Origin of the sequence: Geothrix rubra (genome assembly GCF_030268065.1) — a bacterium.
In the GTDB taxonomy this organism is placed as follows: domain Bacteria; phylum Acidobacteriota; class Holophagae; order Holophagales; family Holophagaceae; genus Geothrix; species Geothrix rubra.
Map to the genome: position 1 here is coordinate 947,571 of NZ_BSDD01000001.1, position 14,593 is coordinate 962,163.

General features: G+C 68.4%; 14 protein-coding genes. 5 read left to right on the forward strand and 9 right to left on the reverse strand.

Features of this window, described 5'->3' with window-relative positions:
• Positions 1 to 2: 2 nt before the first annotated feature.
• Genes QSJ33_RS04305 through QSJ33_RS04315 form a run of 3 tightly spaced genes read right to left on the reverse strand, consistent with a single transcriptional unit; the run spans position 3 to position 2,370 of the window.
• A complete protein-coding gene (locus tag QSJ33_RS04305; RefSeq protein WP_285723315.1) occupies positions 3 to 737 on the reverse strand; it encodes a LytR/AlgR family response regulator transcription factor in 735 nt (244 codons plus the stop codon).
• Positions 734 to 1,849, reverse strand: a complete 1,116-nt coding sequence (locus tag QSJ33_RS04310) for a sensor histidine kinase (protein WP_285723316.1) — start codon at positions 1,847 to 1,849, stop codon at positions 734 to 736. The genes QSJ33_RS04305 and QSJ33_RS04310 overlap by 4 nt, the downstream gene beginning before the upstream one ends.
• An 11-nt stretch (positions 1,850 to 1,860) precedes the next feature.
• Entirely contained in the window at positions 1,861 to 2,370 is a 510-nt protein-coding gene (locus tag QSJ33_RS04315; RefSeq protein WP_285723317.1) for a Spy/CpxP family protein refolding chaperone, read from the reverse strand.
• A gap of 219 nt (positions 2,371 to 2,589) precedes the next feature.
• Between QSJ33_RS04315 and pepQ the strand changes: the two genes are divergently transcribed.
• From pepQ to QSJ33_RS04340, 5 genes are all read left to right on the forward strand, one after another.
• Positions 2,590 to 3,897 carry a Xaa-Pro dipeptidase gene (gene pepQ, locus QSJ33_RS04320; protein ID WP_285723318.1) on the forward strand — a complete coding sequence of 436 codons (1,308 nt, stop codon included), beginning with the start codon at positions 2,590 to 2,592 and terminating at the stop codon, positions 3,895 to 3,897.
• An 82-nt stretch (positions 3,898 to 3,979) separates the two neighbouring features.
• Complete coding sequence (locus tag QSJ33_RS04325) at positions 3,980 to 4,300, forward strand: hypothetical protein (RefSeq protein WP_285723319.1); 321 nt, start codon at positions 3,980 to 3,982, stop codon at positions 4,298 to 4,300.
• 692 nt (positions 4,301 to 4,992) lie between these two features.
• Complete coding sequence (locus QSJ33_RS04330) at positions 4,993 to 5,811, forward strand: sensor histidine kinase (protein WP_285723320.1); 819 nt, start codon at positions 4,993 to 4,995, stop codon at positions 5,809 to 5,811.
• 69 nt (positions 5,812 to 5,880) lie between these two features.
• Positions 5,881 to 8,046 (forward strand): S9 family peptidase, encoded by a 2,166-nt coding sequence (locus QSJ33_RS04335; RefSeq protein WP_285723321.1) that lies wholly within the window; start codon positions 5,881 to 5,883, stop codon positions 8,044 to 8,046.
• Between the two features lie 57 nt (positions 8,047 to 8,103).
• Positions 8,104 to 9,489: a peptide MFS transporter gene (locus QSJ33_RS04340; RefSeq protein ID WP_285723322.1), complete on the forward strand. Its 1,386-nt coding sequence runs from the start codon at positions 8,104 to 8,106 to the stop codon at positions 9,487 to 9,489.
• A gap of 3 nt (positions 9,490 to 9,492) precedes the next feature.
• On the opposite strand, the gene QSJ33_RS04345 is transcribed toward QSJ33_RS04340, so the two are convergent.
• The 6 genes from QSJ33_RS04345 to QSJ33_RS04370 all read right to left on the reverse strand — a co-directional run bounded on the left by QSJ33_RS04345 (position 9,493) and on the right by QSJ33_RS04370 (position 14,486).
• Entirely contained in the window at positions 9,493 to 9,924 is a 432-nt protein-coding gene (locus QSJ33_RS04345) for a CBS domain-containing protein (protein ID WP_285723323.1), read from the reverse strand.
• Positions 9,925 to 9,934: 10 nt separating this feature from the next.
• Entirely contained in the window at positions 9,935 to 10,639 is a 705-nt protein-coding gene (locus tag QSJ33_RS04350; RefSeq protein WP_285723324.1) for an ABC transporter ATP-binding protein, read from the reverse strand.
• Positions 10,632 to 11,351 carry an ABC transporter ATP-binding protein gene (locus QSJ33_RS04355; RefSeq protein WP_285723325.1) on the reverse strand — a complete coding sequence of 240 codons (720 nt, stop codon included), beginning with the start codon at positions 11,349 to 11,351 and terminating at the stop codon, positions 10,632 to 10,634. The genes QSJ33_RS04350 and QSJ33_RS04355 overlap by 8 nt, the downstream gene beginning before the upstream one ends.
• Entirely contained in the window at positions 11,351 to 12,400 is a 1,050-nt protein-coding gene (locus tag QSJ33_RS04360) for a branched-chain amino acid ABC transporter permease (RefSeq protein WP_285723326.1), read from the reverse strand. Before QSJ33_RS04360 ends, QSJ33_RS04355 begins: the two co-directional genes overlap by 1 nt.
• A gap of 10 nt (positions 12,401 to 12,410) precedes the next feature.
• Positions 12,411 to 13,280 (reverse strand): branched-chain amino acid ABC transporter permease, encoded by an 870-nt coding sequence (locus QSJ33_RS04365; protein WP_285723327.1) that lies wholly within the window; start codon positions 13,278 to 13,280, stop codon positions 12,411 to 12,413.
• A gap of 63 nt (positions 13,281 to 13,343) precedes the next feature.
• Entirely contained in the window at positions 13,344 to 14,486 is a 1,143-nt protein-coding gene (locus QSJ33_RS04370) for an ABC transporter substrate-binding protein (protein ID WP_285723328.1), read from the reverse strand.
• Positions 14,487 to 14,593 lie beyond the last annotated feature (107 nt).

Below are 14,593 nucleotides of genomic sequence, written 5' to 3' on the forward strand. Positions count from 1 at the left end.
GATCAGGCCAGCCCCAGCCGCTGCTTGAGCCCCGGGGCCGCGCCGCGGCTCACCTCGACCTCCACATCCCCCGGCAGGCGCACCCACAGCCGGCCCGAGTCCCCCGGCCGGACGCCCACCACGGCCTCGGGCCGCAGCAGCAGGTGGCGGTGGCCGCGCACCAGGCCCCGCCCCTCCAGGGCGGCCTCGGCCTCGGAGAGGGTCTTCCAGAGGGTGCGGAAGCGCCCCCCGGCGTGGGCCCAGACGGCCTCCTCCTCGTAGGTGAAGTGGGTGGTCCGGGCCAGGTCTAGGAACACCAGGCCCTCCCCGGCCCGCACGGCGTAGCGGAAGGGCCCCTGGGGCCTGGCCGGGGCCGGTGCGGCCTCCCGCCGCTCCCGCAGCCGTTCCAGGGTGCGGGCCAGCCGCTCGGCGGTGACGGGCTTCAGCAGGTAGTCCGCCGCCGCCTGCTCGAAGGCCCGGACCGCATGCTCGGAGAAGGCCGTCACGAAGACGATGGGGAGGCCCCGGGGCGCCTCGCTGGCCACCTCCAGGCCCGAGAGGCCGGGCATCTGGATATCCAGGAAGAGGGCGTCCGCCGCCCCGCCCTGGTCCAGCCACTCCAGCACGGCCGGTCCGTCTTCCAGCTCGGCCACCACCTCGCAGCCCTGCTCCCGCAGCAGCCGGGCCAGCCGGCGGAGGTTGTAGGGCTCGTCCTCCGCCACGAGGACGCGCAGGGCCCCGTTCAGGTTCTGGCTCATGGCCGGGCCCCCGGCCGGGGCAGGCGGATCCGGGCCCGGGTCCAGTCCCCGTCCCGGAAGAGGCTGAAGGCCGCTTCGGGAAGTCCCAGCAGGGCCAGGCGCTCCCGCAGATTATGGACGCCCACGCCCTCGGGGGCGGCGTCCTGGAGGGCCAGGCCCGTGTTGGCCACCTCCAGTTCGAGGTCGCCGTCGCGCGCCTGCAGGCCGATTCGCACCTCGCCGCCGGTGCGGCTGGGCGCGATCCCGTGCTTCAGGGCGTTCTCCACCAGGGGCTGGAGGAGCAGGGGCGGCACCTCCGCCGCTTCGAGGGCCCGGTCCCACTGCCAGTCCACCTGGAGGCGCCGGCCCAGGCGGATCTGCTCCAGGGCGAGGTAGCGTTCCACCAGCTCCCGCTCCAGGGCCAGGGGCACGGCGGCCCGGGCGCCGTGGTCCAGCAGACCCCGGAGCAGGTCCGCGAGGCTGACGAGGGCCCGCTCCGCCGCCTCCGGATCCTCCCGCACCAGCTCCGTGAGGCCGCTGATGGCGTTGAAGAGCACGTGCGGGTTCATCTGGGCCTGGAGGGCCCGGGCCTGGGCCTGGGCCGCGGTGCGGCGGGCCTCCCGCGCCACGGCCTCGGCGCGCTCCTTGTCCGCCAGGATCCAGCCCAGGAGGACACAGATGGACAGGTTGGTGACGGCCAGGAGGAGGAGACGCGGGTGGAGCGGCAGCCAGGGCCGGTCCTCCGGGGGCGCCATCATCCGCATGCCCCGGCCCATGCCCGGCCCCCGCCCCGGGCCCGGGCCCGGCCCCAGGCCGGATCGGGGACCGCCGCCGGAGAGCAGCAGCAGGAGCGCCAGCACCCAGGCGGCGTTCCAGGGGATGGCCTGGAGGAGGCCCCGCCACGCCCGGGCCAGGGGGGCGTCGTCCCCCGTCCACTGCCAGGGAAAGGGCGTGACGGCCAGGAAGAGGAGGGCCCAGAGGAAGGGCCCCAGCAGGTCCTCCGGCGTTCGGCCGGGGAAGCCCATGGCCCAGCGGGCCAGGGCCCACACCAGGCCGAACAACAGGACAGCGCCCCAGGTGGCGGGGCGCTTGATCCTGTGCCAGGTGGCCTGGCCGGCCGCGAGGGCTCGCATGGGCCCTCAGTCTAGTTCATCGGGTCGGGTCCGGGGCCCATGCCCATGCCGCCGCCCATGCCGGGGCCGCGGCCCTTCATGCGGTCCTGCATGCGCTGCTGGCGCTCGGCGCGCAGCTTCTCGAACTGGGCCTTCTGCTCAGGCGTGAGGAGCGCCTGGCTCTCCTGGAACAGGGCCCGGTGCTGCTGCATCATGGCGAAGCGGGCGGCGCTGGCCTTGTCGAAGAGCGCCTTCAGGTCGGCGTCGGAGGTGGCCGGATTGGCCGCGGCGGCGCGGAGGGCCTTCTGGGCCTCGAAGGCGGCGGTCCGGTCGGCCTCCAGGGTGGGCCGGTACTTCTCGTGCAGCGCCTTGAGGGAGGCCTTCTGGGCGTCCGTCAGGTTCAGGCAGGCGAAGGCGGGACCGAAGCCGGGGCCGGCGCCGGGGCCCATGCCCCGGCCACGGCCCTGGCGGAAGCCCTGGGCCGCCAGGGGCAGGGCCGCCACGACGAGCAGCAGGGCGAGGGTGCGAAGGGTGGGTTGCATGACGTTCTCCTCTTCCGAAGGCCCCGGGTCCATCACCCGCAGCACCTCCATGGATGGGGCCAGGGCGGATGCGGTTGGCTTTTTCCTGCCGGATCGCAGCCCGAGGGGGTCGAATCGCAGATGCGGCCCCCTGAACGGCAGGACCGGGCGCGCAATGCCCGGTTCCCGCGGCCCGGATCCCCTTCATACTCAGAGGTTCCAGCCTGTCCCGGAGACCCCATGGACCTGACCGACCTCTTCCTCGACCACCTCGCCGAACGCCAGCGCAGCGCCGAGGAGGCCCTGGCCCGCACGGGCTTCGACACCCTGGTGATCTCCAGCGGTTCCGTCCACACCTATTTCGCCGACGACCAGGACGCGCCCTTCCATCCCACCCCCCACTTCGCCCACTGGTGCCCCCTGGCGGGCCCCCACCACGTCCTGGTGATCCAGCCGGGGAAGCGGCCCCGGCTCATCCGGTTCGCCCCCGAGGACTTCTGGTACGAGCAGCTGCCCCTGGGGAACCCCTTCTGGGCCGGCGGCTTCGAGATCGAGGAGGCGGGCACCGTGGACGAGGTGTGGGCCCGCGTGGGCACCCCGGCCCGGGCCGCCTACCTCGGCAACGAGGCCGACCGGGCCCTCACCGCCGGCCTGGAGGCGAACCCCGCCCTGCTGACGGCCCACCTGGACTGGACCCGCAGCTACAAGACCCCCTATGAGCTGCAGTGCATCGAGGAGGCCACCGTCCTCGCCGCCCGCGGCCACCTGGCCGCCAAGGCCGCCTTCCTGGCCGGGGCCAGCGAGCTGGAGATCCACCACGCCTACGTGCAGGCCGTGGGCTGCGTGGACCACGAGCTGCCCTACGGCACCATCGTCGCCCTCAACGAGAAGGGCGCCACCCTCCACTACGAGGGCAAGCGCACCCTGAAGAAGGGCTTCACCCTGCTCCTCGACGCGGGCGCCCAGGTCCGGGGCTACGCGGCCGACATCACCCGCACCGTCACCGCCGCCGCCTGCGACAGCCGCTTCGCCGGCCTGGTGGCGGGCATGGAGCGCGTGCAGCTGGAGCTCTGCGACGCCGTGAAGCCGGACATGCCCTACGGCGACCTCCATCATCTGGGCCACCTCAAGATCGCCGGCCTCCTGAAGGAGCACGGCCTCCTCAGGGCCGAGCCCGACGAGGCCGTGGAGAAGGGGCTCAGCCGTCCCTTCTTTCCCCACGGCCTGGGCCACCACCTGGGCATCCAGGTCCACGACGTGGCCGGCCGCCAGCTCCGCCCCGACGGCACCCCCGCCCCGCCGCCGCCCCAGCACCCCTTCCTGCGCACCACCCGCATGATCGAGGCGGGCCAGGTGTTCACCGTGGAGCCGGGCCTCTATTTCATCCCCATGCTGCTCCGCCCCTTCCGCGAGAACGAGCACCGCGACCAGTTCAACTGGACCCTCATCGACGAACTCACCCCCTGCGGCGGCATCCGCATCGAGGACAACCTCTTCGTCACCGAGGCCGGATCGCGGAACCTCACCCGGAAGCACCTGCCGAACTGAGCAGGAATCGCCTCTTCCGCAGCACGGTCCCCTGCCGTGTAATGGATCCGAACCCCATCCACCATCCGAACCCGGAGCGCCCATGACGGCCCCCTTCGATCCCGCCCGCGACCACCGCATCTCCCGCGACGAGGCCGCGGGCCTCATCAAGGCCCATCAGGCCCAGGCCGCCCCCGGCGCCCACCAGGCCACGGCCTTCAATCGCAGCGCCTTCGAGCACCTCCTGGCCCAGCCCGGCGCCGCCGGCATCCGCATCTACCACGCCCGCCACGCCGACGGCTCGCCCACGATGGTGATGGTGGCGGTGGATGGCAGCGGTGCAGATCTTGCGGGCGCCAACAACGTCTGTACACAGGCAGGCACGGACTGCCCCCCCTTCTGCGCATCAGCCACATGGTTTTAATCAACATAGCCACTAAATATGCATCAATTTAAAGAATTACTGTGGATTGCCTGGGCCATTCAGTTAATTCGCCCAATTATCCCAACCACAGCATTTCTAATCAGCAGCGCATCCTCTCGATATCAGAAGCCTTCATGGATACAACAATTAACAATTATTGTAATATTTACCCTATTGATCGATTGGGCACTTCTTGGTTTAGCCTATTGCCACATTCATAATGCCTGGCTTGCAAATCTCGCCATATTACCAGAATTATTGCTATATTTATGGATCTTGCCCAAAATTAATCAACAATTTCATTTTCCCTCCATGCCAGTAGCCCTTATAGCCATTGCACTCTCCGTTGTCTTTTGCATTTGGGACTGGTTCAGATTGGGTCTTTGGGCCAAATGGCCCATGGGATGGACATTTACTAGTTTTATTATTTTCATTGTATGTATCTGGAAGTTTAAAGAAATTCTAATCAAAAGCCACAATGAATCACTCTTTTATCGGCCTGAATTCTGGTTTCTAGGAGCATCAACATTGCGCTATGGAACACTTTTAATTTTTCACCCATTAGGTAGCGTATTTTTAAAATCACTACCAGCAGATTTAATTCTTATTCCAGGTCTTTTCGTGTATTTAATTCAATTATTCATGGATATCATTCTTTCCAAGACATTCCTGTGTCAGAAACAAACCTTGTATTGACCTTCATCCTGGGAAATATCGCCCTGCTGGCCTTCGGCGGGCTGGCGCTGTTCGCGGTGGCCCACGCGAAGAACCGCATCATCGCGGAGCAGCGGAAGGCCCTGGAGGCGGAGCAGCGGCTGCGGCGGGCGCAGGCGGCCTTCACGGACAACGCCCACCACGAGCTGAAGACGCCGCTGCAGGTCATCTCGGGCCACCTGCACATCCTGGCGGCCCTGGAGCCCACGCGGGAGCAGGCGGAGGTGCTGGCCCGGGCGGAGGCGGCCACCCGGCGCCTCCAGGACCTGGTGCAGGACCTGCTGGACTTCACCGCCCTCCACCAGGGCACCCTGGCCCTCCGGCCCGAGCTGATGGACCTGGAGCCCCACCTGCGCGCCCTGGCCGCGGAGTACCGGACCCGGGCCACGGCCCAGGGCCTCGACTACCGGATGGAGGGGGACCCCCTGCCCGTCCCCGTGCGCTGCGACGGACCCCGCCTCCGGCGGGCCCTGGCGGCCCTCCTGGACAACGCCCTCAAGTTCACCGCGGAGGGGGCCCTCCAGGTGCGCTGGACGGTCCACCGGGAGGCGGGCCGCTCCCACCTGCGCTTCGAGGTGACGGACACGGGCCCGGGCCTGCCCCAGGACTGGGCCCACCTGCTGGATCCCTTCGAGCAGGAGGCGGCCGCCCACCGCGTCCAGGCCGGCCTGGGCCTGGGGCTGCCCCTGGCGGCGGGCCTCCTGCAGCTCATGGGGGGCCGCCTGGGTCTGGTCCCCCTGCCCACGGGTACCCAGGCCTGGGTGGACCTGCAGCTGGAAGAAGCCGGCCAGGACTGAGCGGGGCCCGAAGCGGGCTGCCCAGCGGGCCTCGCTTCACGCTATACAGGGAGCTCACCCGGGAGCTCCATGCGCACGTCCCCCCTCTGCCTCCTCCTCGCGGCACCGGCCCTCCTCGCCCAGGGCGGCCGGCTCACCCTGGAAGCCGTGGCCCACCCCACGAAGCGCGTGGCCTTCGCCGGTCCGCGTCCCGCCCAGCTGGACTGGCTGCCGGACGGCGCCCTGGTGCAGACGGAGCGGACGAACGGCACCGTGGCCTTCCTGCGGGTGGACCCCGCCACCGGTGCACGGACGCCCCTTCTGGACGCGACCCGCCTGAAGGGTGCCCTGGTGGCCGCCGGGGCCGCAGACGGGGCCGCCCAGGCCGCCCTGGGCAAGGGCGCCTTCACCTGGAACGCGGACCGCAACGCCTTCGTGCTGGAGGTGGCGGAGGACCTCTACCTGGTGGACCTCGGCACCGCGAAGGCCCGGCGCCTCACGGACCGGCCCGGCCTGGAGGACGAGCCCAGCTTCAGCCCCGACGGCCGGCAGGTGGCCTTCCTGCGGGGCCATGATCTCTACCGGGTGGACCTCGGCACCGGCGCCGAGACGCGCCTCACCACCGGCGGCGGCGACACGGTGTTCAACGGCCGCCTGGACTGGGTGTACCAGGAGGAGGTGTACGGCCGGGGCAGCTTCAAGGCCTACTGGTGGGCGCCGGATTCCCGGCACCTGGCCTACCTGAGCCTGGACGAGAGCAAAGTGCCGGTGTACCGCCTGGAGGACGACCGCCGCATCGAGCAGAAGACCCTGCGGGCCCGCTACCCCCGGGCCGGCGAACCCAACCCCGTGGCCCGGCTCGGCGTGGCCGACCTCGAGGGCCGCACCACCTGGATGGACGATCCCTACCCCGGCCAGGAGACCCTCATCGTGCAGGTGGGCTGGGATCCCGAAGGGAACCTGCTGGCCAGCTACCAGGACCGCATCCAGCGCTGGCTGGACCTGCGCCGCTTCGAGGGCGCCACCTCGAAGGCCCTCCTCCACGAGCAGGGCCCGGCCTGGCAGGAGCGCCTGCCCCTGCCGGTCTTCCTGAAGGACGGCGGCTTCCTCTGGGAATCGGACCGCACGGGCCGCCACCACCTCTACCGCTACGCGGCGGACGGCCGACTCGTCGGCCCCGTGACCTCCGGCCCCTGGGATGTCCGCGCTCTCCTCGGCGTGGATCCCCAGGGCCGCCACGCCTACTTCGAGGCCACGGAGCGCGGCCCCCTCGGCCTGGACGCCTACCGCGTCGGCCTCGACGGGAAGGGCCTGACGCGCCTGACGGAACGCCCCGGCACCCACCAGGTCCGCTTCAACAAGGCCTTCACCGCCTTCCTGGACACCTGGAGCGACATCCACACGCCGCCCCAGCAGGCCCTCTGCGACGCCACGGGGAAGCAGCTCCGCGTCCTCCAGGCCAACCCCGCCACGGCCTGGAAGGCCCTGGCGCTCGGGCAGGTGACCTTCCAGCAGGTGAAGACCCGCGACGGCTTCCCCATGGCGACGATGCTGGTGAAACCCACGGACTTCACCCCCACGAAGCAGTACCCGGTGTTCCAGTACATCTACGGCGGTCCCGGCGCCCAGGTGGTGCGCGACGCCTGGAACCCCCAGATGCCCTGGTTCCAGTTCCTCGCCCAGCACGGCATCGCCGTGTGGCTGTGCGACAACCGCAGCGCCTCGGCCCAGGGGCAGGCCAGCGCCTGGGGCATCTACCGCAACCTGGGGGCCCAGGAGCTGCAGGACCAGCTGGACGGCCTGGCCTGGCTGAAGGCCCAGGGCTGGGCCGACATGGATCGTGTCTGTCTGGACGGCTGGAGCTACGGCGGCTTCATGACCTCGTACGCCCTCACCCACAGCACCGCCTGGAAGCTGGGCATCGTGGGCGCCCCCGTCACCGACTGGCACCTCTACGACAGCATCTACACCGAGCGGTACATGGGCCTGCCCGCGGACAACCAGGAAGGCTACACGACCAGCTCGGTGGTGAATGCCGCCGCGGCCCTGCACGGGAAGCTCCTGCTCCTGCACGGCACCCTGGACGACAACGTGCATCCGCAGAACACCATCGAACTGCTCGACGCAATCCAGAAGGCGGCCCTGCCCACGCCCCCGCTGATCCTGCTGCCCGGCTCGGACCACAGCCCCCGCGCCCCCCAGCACGGCTGGGCCCGCTACCAGGCCATGTGGGACTTCCTCGAGCGCAACCTGTAGCCGGCAGCTGACAGCGGTCCCGCCCTGCCCCCATACTGGCCCTTTCCCGGATGTGACATGAGCGAAGCCATTCCCCACCAGGATCCCCGTCTGCTCGACAACCGGGGCATCGCGGGCCACCCGCGGGGCCTGATGGTCCTCTTCTTCACGGAGATGTGGGAGCGCTTCAGCTACTACGGCATGCGGGCCCTGCTCATCCTCTTCCTGGTGGCCCCGGCCGCCCAGGGGGGCATGGGCATCCCCCTGGCCAAGGCCGCGGGCATCTACGGCACCTACGAGATGTCCGTGTACCTGGCCAGCCTCCCCGGCGGCTGGGTGGCGGACCGCTGGCTCGGCCAGCGGAAGGCCGTGGCGCTCGGGGCCGCCCTCATCGCCCTGGGCGAGTTCATCCTGGCCGCCTCGCCCACGATCCACGTCTTCTTCGCCGGCCTGGCGGTGATCGTGGCGGGCACCGGCCTGCTGAAGCCCAACGCCGCCACCCTGGTGGGCGCCCTCTACGCCGACAACGACGCCCGGCGCGATCCCGGCTTCACCATCTACTACATGGGCGTGAACCTCGGCGCCCTCATCGCCCCCCTCATCTGCGGCTTCCTGGCCCAGGACCCCGTGTTCCTGAACTTCCTGACCCGCATGGGCCTGGCCAGCACCAGCGGGTGGCGCTGGGGCTTCGGCGCCGCCGGGGCGGCCATGGTGCTGGGGCTCATCCAGTTCGGGCTGCAGCAGGCGAAGTTCGGCAGCGCCGGCCTGAAGCCCGGGTCCCAGCAGGTGGAGCACGGCCACGCCAGCACCCGCGAGCCCCTGACGCCGGAGGAGCGCAAGCGCCTCTGGGTGGTGGCCATCCTCTTCGTGTTCTCCGTGATCTTCTGGATGACCTACCAGCAGGCGGGCTCCAGCCTGAACCTCTTCGCCGACCGCCTCACCCGCTCGCAGGTCCTGGGCTGGAGCTTCCCCTCCACCTGGTTCCAGAGCGTCAATTCCGCCTGGCTGCTCCTCCTGGCGCCCATCCTTTCCTGGCTGTGGGTGCGGATGGGCCACCGGGATCCATCCAGCCCCGCCAAGTTCGCCCTGGGCCTGCTCTTCGTGGGCCTCGGCATGCTCCTCCTGGTGCCCGCGGCCAGGATGGCCACACCCCTCACCCGCGTGGCCCCCTGGTGGCTGGTAGGCACCTACGGCCTGCACACCATCGGCGAGCTGCTGCTCTCCCCCGTGGGCCTCAGCACCACCACCAAGCTGGCACCGGCCCGCTACCAGGGCCTGATGATGGGCGTCTGGTATGTCTCCCTGGGCCTGGGCAGCAAGCTGGCAGGCAAGGTTGCGGGACTCTTCGAGACCCTGCCCCTGCCCACCATCTTCGGCAGCCTGTTCGTGATGACGGCCGTGGCGGCCCTGGTCCTGGCCCTGCTGACGCCCAGGATCAAGCGGCTCATGGGCGGGGTGCGCTGACCCTCACTTGCAGGTGCCGGAGGCCCGGCAGAACTCCACCATGGCCCGCAGCATGTCGCCCACCGACATGATGCCCACCAGGTTGCCCTCGTGGTCCACGACGCAAAGGCCGTAGAGCTTGTGGTCCAGGAAGAGCTGGGCGGCCACGCCCAGTTCCACGTCCGGGGTGACGGTGTGCGGGTGCGGGTTCATGACCTCCCGCACCGGCGTCTTGGACAGGAGGTAGTGGACCTCCCAGGTGTCCAGGGAGGTGGCCTTGCCGGGCGCGTAGTCCTTCATCATCCGGTCGGTGACGAGTCCCACGAAGCGGCCCTTCTCCATCACCGGCAGGCGGCGGATGCCCTTCTCCCGCATCAGGTGGATGGCCTCGATCATCGAGGCATCGGCCTCGATGGTGATGGGATTCCGGGTCATCCACGTCTCGACTCTGCTCATGGCTCGCTCCTTACATGCCGAGGAAGGCCTTCTTCACGTGCTCGTTGTCCAGCAGCTCCTGGCCCCCGCCGGTGAGCACCACGCGCCCCGTCTCCATGACGTAGGCCCGGTGGGCGATGCGGAGGGACTGGTAGACGTTCTGCTCCACAAGGAGGATGGTGACGCCCTGCCTGTTGATGCCGGTGATGATGTCGAAGATGTTCTTCACCAGCAGGGGCGAGAGGCCCAGAGAGGGTTCGTCCAGCAGCAGCAGCTTGGGGTTGGCCATGAGGCCCCGCGCGATGGCCAGCATCTGCTGCTCCCCGCCGGACATGGTGCCCCCCAGCTGCTTCTGCCGCTCCTGCAGGCGCGGGAAGAGGTCGAAGACCCACTCGACGTTCCGCTCCCGGTCCTTCCGGGTGCCCTTGACGTAGGACCCCATGCGGAGGTTCTCCATCACCGTCATCTCGGGGAAGATCCGGCGCCCCTCGGGCACCTGGACCACGCCCAGCTCCACGACCCGGTGGGAGGGCAGCCGGGACAGATCCTGCCCGTCGAAGGTGAGGGCCCCGGAATCCGGCTTCACCAGGCGGGAGATGTTCTTCAGGGTGGTGGACTTCCCCGCGCCGTTGGCGCCGACCACCGTGACGATCTCCCCCTCCTTCACCTCGAGGTCCACGTCCCAGAGGACCTTGAGATCGCCGTAGGAGAAGTTCAGCTTCTCGATCCTAAGCATGGCTCTCCCCCAGGTAGGCGTCGATCACGTCCTGGTTGTTCACCACCTCCTGGGGGGTGCCCTCGGTCAGCTTCTCGCCCGAGGTGAGGACCACGATCCGGTCGGAGATCCGCATGATGGCCTTCATGTCGTGCTCGATGACCATCTGGGTGAGCCCCCGGGCCTTGATGTCGAGGATGAGCTGGATGATCTCTTCGCTCTCGGCCGGGTTGAGGCCGCCCATGACCTCGTCCAGCAGCAGGAGCTTGGGGCCGGTGGCCAGGGCCCGGGCCACCTCGAGCTTCTTGCGCTCGCCGATGGGGAGCCCCCCGGCGGGGAACGCGGCCCGATGCTCCATGCGGACGACCTTCAGCTGCTCCATGGCCATCTCCCGGGCCTTCCGCAGGGAACTGGTGCGGGCCAGGGCCCCCACCATGACGTTGTCCACCACGGAGAGCTTGGCCAGGGGGCGGACCTTCTGCCAGGTGCGGACCATGCCCAGCTTGCAGACCCGGTCCGGCTGGAGCCCGTTCATCCGCCGCCCGTCGAAGACCACCTCGCCCCTGGAGGGCGGGTAGTAGCCCGTGATGCAGTTGAAGAGCGTGGTCTTGCCCGCCCCGTTGGGACCGATGAGGCCCATGATGCTGCCGGCCTCCACGGAGAACGAGACATCGGAATTGGCGGCCAGGCCTCCGAAGAACTTGCTGACGTGGCTGATCTCCAGCATGGCCATCAGACCGCCTCCTTCCTGCGGCGCGAGGCGAGCTTCTTCACGAAGCCCATGATGCCCTCCGGCATGAAGAGGATGACCAGCACCACGAGGATCCCGTAGAGCAGGACGTGGGCATGGGCCAGGTTCTCCTTGAGGAAGAGCCCCACCTTGGAGTCCGCGCTGACCAGACCCGACTTCACGAGCAGGTCGGTGATCATGTTGCTGCGCAGGGCCTCGGAGAGGGGCACCAACACCAGGGAGCCGAGCACGGGGCCGTAGAGGGTGCCCATGCCGCCGATGATGGCGATCAGCATGATCTGGACGGACAGGTCGAGCCCCAGCACCGTCGGCGGATCCACGAAGCCCACGTAGACGCCGTAGAAGGCGCCGGCCAGGGCGGTGAGGACCGCGGAGATGACGAGGCCGATGTTCTTGTAGAGGGAGATGTGGATGCCCAGGGAGTGGGCGGCATCCTGGTCCTCGCGGATGGCCTGGAAGTAGTAGCCCAGCTTGGACCGCTCGACCCCCCAGGTGACGGCCAGGGTGAGCAGGGCCAGGCCCAGGCCGAGGTAGTAGAAGGGCACCTTGGTCATGAAATCGGTGATCACGCGCCCGCCGATCCTGAAGGCCGGGAGCTCGGTGACGAGGATGCCCTCGGCCCCGTTGGTGAGGCCCGTGAGGTTGATGGCCGACAGGCGCATGATCTCCGCCACGGCGATGGAGGCCAAGACGAAATAGGGCCCCCGGAGGCGGAAGCAGATGCTGCCGATGACGAGGGCCACGACGATCACGGCGGCCACGCCGGCCCATACGCCGATCCAGGGGGCGATGCCCTTGGCCTGCATGAGCATCATGGTGGTGTAGGCGCCCACGCCGAAGTAGGCGGCGTGGCCCACGGAATGCTGCCCGGCGTAGCCGCCCAGGATGTTCCAGCTCTCCCCCTGGGAGACGCTCAGGAAGAGCAGGATCATCATGTGCAGGGCGTAGGGGCTGTCCATGAACCGGGGCAGGGCCAGGAGGCCGCCCAGGATGGCGAGGAAGGCCGCGGCCTTGAGGAGGGTCTTGGTCATGGCCGGCTCCTCAGGTCCGCGACTTGCCCATCAGGCCCGAGGGCTTGAGGAGCAGCACCAGGAGGAAGAGGGAGAACACCACCACATCCTTCCAGCCGGAGGAGATGTAGGCCGCGCTCATGGACTCGGTGATGCCGATGAGCACCCCGCCGAGCGTCGCGCCCACCACGCTGCCCATGCCGCCCAGCACCGTGATCACGAAGGCCTTGAGCGTGAAGGTGCTGCCCACCTGGGGAAAGATGTAGTACGTCGGCGAGATCAGGGCCCCCGCCGTCCCGGCCAGGGCGGACCCCAGGCCGAAGGCGATGATGGACATCCGCTTCACGTTGATGCCCATGAGCTGCGCCGCCTCCCGGTCCTGGGCCGTGGCGCGGATGGCCTGGCCGGTATCGGTCTTCAACAGGAACCAGTAGAGCACCGCCGTGATGGCCGAGGTGATGAGGAAGGAGATGAGCAGGGGCCAGGACACCGAGACGCCCCCGCCCAGCTGGAAGGTCGAGGAGGAATACGAGGTCGTGATGATCTTGTAGTCGGAGGTGAAGATCAGCATCACCGTGTTGCTCATGATGAGGCCCAGGCCGATGGTCAGCAGGATCTGGTTCTGCGCCACCGCGTTCAGCACCCGGTTGATGAAGACCTTCTGCAGGAACCCGCCGAAGATGAACATGAGCGGGAAGCTGATCAGCACCGAAACGAAGGGATCGATCCCCGCGAAGGTGAACAGGATGTAGGTCAGGTACATCCCCACCATCAGGATGTCGCCGTGGGCGAAGTTGATCACCCGCATCACGCCGAAGATCAGCGTCAGGCCGATGCCGATGAGGGCGTACACCCCGCCGATCAGGATGCCGCTGATGAGGGATTGCAGGAAGACAGCCATGGCGCAGCGGCACTCCTCATGATGCGGCCGGGGCGCCCTCGGGCGCCCCGGTCCCGGGTTGCGTCACTTCCAGCGGGGGAAGGGGTAGACCGCCTTCTTGGTGGCGAATTCCTTCGGGAAGATGGTCTCGTAGCCCCCGGCCTGGATCTGCTGCACCAGCATCGGGTGGTTGTTCTGGTTGGTGAAGCCGTCGTAGTCGGCGAACTGGACGGGGCCCATGATGCCGTTCCATTTGCCGGCCTTGAGGAGGGCCTGAGTCTTGTCGCGGTCAGAGCCGGACTTCGCGGCGGACTCGGCCATGATCATCATGGACTCGTAGGCGCAGGCGGCATGATAGGTGGCGTCCTTCCCGAACTTCGCCTTGTAGCGCTTGCCGAAGTCCCGGGCCCCGGGCCAGTTCACGTCATCGGTCCACTGGGTGCAGGAGATGACGTTCTCGGAGATGGCGTGCTCCCGGGCGAACTCGGCGGTGGTGAAGCCCGCGCCGCCGCCCAGGAAGGCCTGGGGCTGCAGACCGACCTCGCGGGACTGGCGCATGAGCAGGATGGCGTCCGCGACGTACGACACCATGAACACCAGATCGGGATTCTTCGATTTGATCTTGGCCAGGGTGGAGCGGTAGTCGGCGGAGCCCTTGGGGTAGGGCTCGTCGGCCACCACCTGGATGCCCTTGGTCGCCACGTAGTCCTTGGCGGTCTTCGAGGTGGAGGTGCCGAAGTCCGTGTTCTCGTAGATGAAGGCGATGGTCTTCGGCTTGCCGAGGGTGAGCGAGGCGTCGATGAGGCTGGAGGCGTAGCGGTCCGCCGGGGCGTTCATGCGGAACACGTACTTGAAGCCCTGGCGCGTGATCTCCTCCTTCGCGGCGGCCGGGATGAGCAGCGGCACCCGGTACTTCTGGGCCAGCTTGGAGACGGCGTTCGAGCAGGCCGAGGTGTACGGACCCACCACGCCCACCACGTTGTCGCGGGTGGCCAGCTTCTCCATGGCGCTCATGGAGATCTGCGGCTTGCCCGTGTCGTCCTCCCAGACCAGCTGCACGCGGATCCCCTTCTTCGCGAGATCCTCCTCCGCGAGCTTGATCCCGTTGGTGATGCTCTCCCCGATGGGGGCCTCCGGCCCGCTCATCGAGTTGATGACGCCGATCTTCTGCGCCATCAGGGGGGACATCGCGAGAGTTGCGCCCAGGGCCAGCAGGTGCTTTCGCATGGCAGCTCCGATAAAGATGATCTTTGGGGTAAGAATGCTTGATTCTACACCCATCCCGGCATGAAAAACACGGAACCCCATGGATGAATCCATGGGGTTCCGTGGCG